The sequence below is a fragment of the Planctomycetota bacterium genome (genome assembly GCA_026387035.1).
Classification (GTDB): Bacteria; Planctomycetota; Phycisphaerae; order FEN-1346; family FEN-1346; genus JAPLMM01.
The window spans coordinates 1-3,575 of sequence record JAPLMM010000240.1 but is presented as its reverse complement, the minus strand read 5'-3'; the positions used below and the strand labels follow the sequence as shown (position 1 = coordinate 3,575).

3 protein-coding genes and 1 pseudogene are annotated in these 3,575 nt (G+C 65.2%); all 4 read right to left on the bottom strand.

The features are described 5' to 3' along the window. On the bottom strand, positions 1–1,445 hold a 1,445-nt coding region (locus NTX40_09005), incomplete at its 3' end, for a polysaccharide biosynthesis protein (GenBank protein MCX5649217.1). Positions 1,446–1,685: 240 nt separating this feature from the next. Further along, entirely contained in the window at positions 1,686–2,639 is a 954-nt protein-coding gene (locus NTX40_09000) for a radical SAM protein (protein ID MCX5649216.1), read from the bottom strand. 91 nt (positions 2,640–2,730) lie between these two features. Continuing rightward, positions 2,731–2,925, bottom strand: a pseudogene (locus NTX40_08995) (four helix bundle protein). An 85-nt stretch (positions 2,926–3,010) separates the two neighbouring features. Further along, entirely contained in the window at positions 3,011–3,448 is a 438-nt protein-coding gene (locus tag NTX40_08990; protein MCX5649215.1) for an aminopeptidase, read from the bottom strand. Between the last annotated feature and the right edge of the window lie 127 nt (positions 3,449–3,575).

Below are 3,575 nucleotides of genomic sequence, written 5' to 3'. Positions count from 1 at the left end.
TTGGTGCTGCGGCAGCGGTCGCTGGCGCTCATCGCCTGGCAGTACATCTCGGTGATGCGTTTCGTGCAGCCCATGACGCTCGTCGGATTGACCGCCTTGTCCGTCGAGATGAAGACGACGGCCTCGGCGCCGTACTCGCACGCCAGGTCCACGACGTTCCGCGTGCCGAAGATGTTGTTCTTGATCGCTTCACCCGGGTTCAGTTCCATCATCGGGACGTGCTTGTGCGCGGCCGCGTGGAATACCACGTTCGGCCGGTACCGGCGGAACACGTCCTCGATCCGCCGGCGGTCGCACACGTCCGCCACCACCGGCTCCAGCGCCAGCCGCGCGTGGGCCCGCCTTAATTCCCGATCAATGTGAAACAGATTGTTCTCCGCCTGGTCCAGAATGATAAGTTTCTTCGGCTGGAACGGTACGATCTGTCGGCACAGTTCCGAACCGATCGAGCCCCCGCCGCCCGTCACCAGGACGACTTTCCCCGTCAGGAAGTGCCCGATGTCCTCGATGTCGAGGCTGACGGGCTCGCGGCCGAGGACGTCGTTGATGTCCACCTCGCGCAGTCGCGCCACGTCCGCCCGCCCGCTGATGAGGTCGGCGATGCCCGGCACGATGCGGAACACCAGTTTCTGGCCCTTGGAGACCTCGATGATCCGCCGCAGTTCCGACCGCGTCGGCTCCGGAATCGCGATGATCAGTTCCTCGGCCTTCTGGCGCTCCGCTATTTCCGCCAGTTGGTCGATGCCTCCCAGCACCGGCACGCCGTGGATCCGGCTTCCGCGCTTCCTCGGATCCTCGTCCACGAACCCCACGACGTGGTACCGCTCGACCGGCAGGCGATACAGTTCCCTCAGGACGCCCTCGCCCGCGTCGCCCGCGCCGATGATCAGCGCCCGCACCAGGCCCGCCGGACTCACCGGCCGCGAACCCTCCCGCACGATCCGCACCATGAACCTGATGCCGCCCACCAGCGCAATCGTCGCCGCCCAGTCGATGATCAGAATCGTGTCGCGCACCGGCAGGTCCAGCGCCAGCACGTTTGCCCCGTGAAGCACACGCACCACGTACACGCTCACCAGGATAATAGCCGTTGAGATATGGCTAGCCTTGAACGTCTCCACAAGGTCCTGAACGCTCACGTACTGCCACCACCCCGCGTACAGACGGAAGTAGCCGAACACCACCAACTTCACCACGAGCACGAAGATCAGGAGTTCGTAGAACGCGCCCCATACCGACGCGGGAACGCCGACGTCGTTCGGCAACACCGGCTCCAGGTCCGGAATCGCCGCCGCCGCCGGAGGAATCCGAAACTCGTACCGCAACGCATACGCCAGCCAGAACGAAACCGCAAACAGCAGCAGGTGCGCCCCCGCCACGTACAGGTGGCGCAGCACCGGCGCGTACGGGTTCGGTACCTTGATATCTCGGGTTTTTTCTGCCATCGTCGCCACAGAGATAATGCCGGTCTCAGAACCCACGCAGGCGGGCAGCACGCCATGGGGTGTTCGGCCCCTCACGCGTGCCGCTCAAATCCTCGCCCCAGCGGCCGCCCCCTCGGGGCCATTGGCAGGAAACGGGGCCTCAACCTGTTCATCGGCTGCGCCGGCCCTCGCCGTTTAGACGAAGAATTCTTCCCCCTGATAGTACAGATCCCGGCCCCTTACCGTCAATGCGCGACCCCGCTAATCCGCCAGCCGCAGACCCAGCCGCCGCGCGTGGGCCCGTGCCTCGGAAACGTCGTCCAGGGCCGACCGCCTCGCCAATTCGGAAAATTTTGACCGCCCTTCCGGCCCCGCCACCCTGGCAGGGCGAGCCCCTGGCTGGGCTACGCCCGCCGTGGCCCGCTGCCGCGGCTCGACCACGAGCCCCGCCGGCCTGTACTGATCCATCACGTTGACGAACGTCCGCGGCGAAAATGACGCGAGAAAGTCCAGAATCTCCCGGCTCTCCTCCGCGCCCCCCGGCATCACGAGGTGCCGCACCACGAGGCCCCGCCTCGCCACCCCATCCTCCACCACGAGGTCCCCCACCTGGCGGTGCATCTCGCGAATCGCCTCCCGCGCCCGCTCCGGATAATCCGCCGCCGCCAAATACCGCTCCGCGCTCTCGGGCCGGATGAACTTGAAGTCCGGCATGTAGATCTCGACCAGCCCCTCCAGCAGCCGCAGCACCTCGACCGACTCGTAGCCGCCCGAGTTCCACACGATCGGCACGCGCAAGCCGCGCCCGCGCGCTTCGACGATCGCCGCGGCAAGCGCCGGCGACACGTGCGTCGGCGTCACGAAATTGATGTTCTCGCACCCGTGCCCCTCGAGCGCCAGCATCAACTGCACAAGGGCTGCCGTATCCATCGGCTGACCAACGATGAAGTGGCTGATGTCGTAGTTCTGGCAGAACACGCACCGCAGGTTGCAGCCCGCCAGGAAGATTGTCCCGCTTCCGCCGCGGCCGACGAGGCACGCCTCTTCGCCGAAGTGAGGCTCCGCGCTCGCGACGACCGCCCCCGCCGGCGCCCCGCACGTGCCCCGCTCCCCCGCCGACCGGTCCACGCCGCACTTCCGCGGACACACCCGGCAGGGAACCTGCAATCGCTCCAGCCCCCTCAGGTTGTCAACCCGCTGTCTTTGGGGTGCCACTGCGAGCCCTCTTCTCAAAACGGTGAATGTCGAACCGAAGAACAAGGAACGGTGAAGGGCGAAGGAAACAAGGACGCCACGTCCCCATGGCTCACACCTTGCGACCCCCACGGGCCGTGTTCACGCTCGCCACAAAGATCGAAACCAATTCGTCACATTCTGCGACGATCGCTTCCATTTTCTCCGGGCCACCCATCAGGCGCCGCCTCTGAATCAGTTTCAGCCACGCCAGCGTCTCGCGGAGTTCTTTCAGGCAAACCTTCATCTTGTGCACGAAATCGTCAGCGCGACTCCGCCCCTTGCGCCTTTTCCTTCGACATTCGCCGTTCCCTGTTCTGCGGTTCTCCGGTTCGTCGTTTCAAGACGCCGCCTCACAGCCGGAACCGCCCGTCCGCCTGGATCACCCGCCCATCCGCCTCGATCCTCCCCCCGCGCCTCAGGTCCGAGATCATGTCCCAATGCAGCGCCGACTTATTGCGCCCGCCCGTTTCGGCATACGACCTGCCGAGCGCCAGGTGCACCGTCCCCCCGATCTTCTCGTCAAACAGGATGTTCTTGATGAATCGCTGGATGCCGAAGTTCGTCCCGATCCCGAGTTCGCCGACCCGGCTCGCCCCGGCATCGAGGGCGATCATTTGCCGCAGAAACTTCTCATTCTTCCCCGCCGTCGCCTTCACCACCCGCCCCTTCTCGAACTCGAGGTGCACGTCCTCGACTTCTTTCCCCCGGTAGCAGACCGGGTACGAGAAACGGATGCGGCCTTCGGCACTTTGTTCGACGGGCCCCGTGAATATCTCGCCGTCCGGCATGTTGTGCGACCCGTAGGAACTGATGAACGTCCGCCCCTTGCGCCTTTTCCTTCGACATTCGCCGTTCCCTGTTCTGCGGTTCTCCGGTTCGTCGTTTCAAGACGCCGCCTCACAGCCGGAACCGCCC

Bases quoted from the DNA above. Each gene is read 5' to 3' on its own strand.
- NTX40_08990 (MCX5649215.1), bottom strand. From the start codon at position 3,448: ATGCCGGACGGCGAGATATTCACGGGGCCCGTCGAACAAAGTGCCGAA.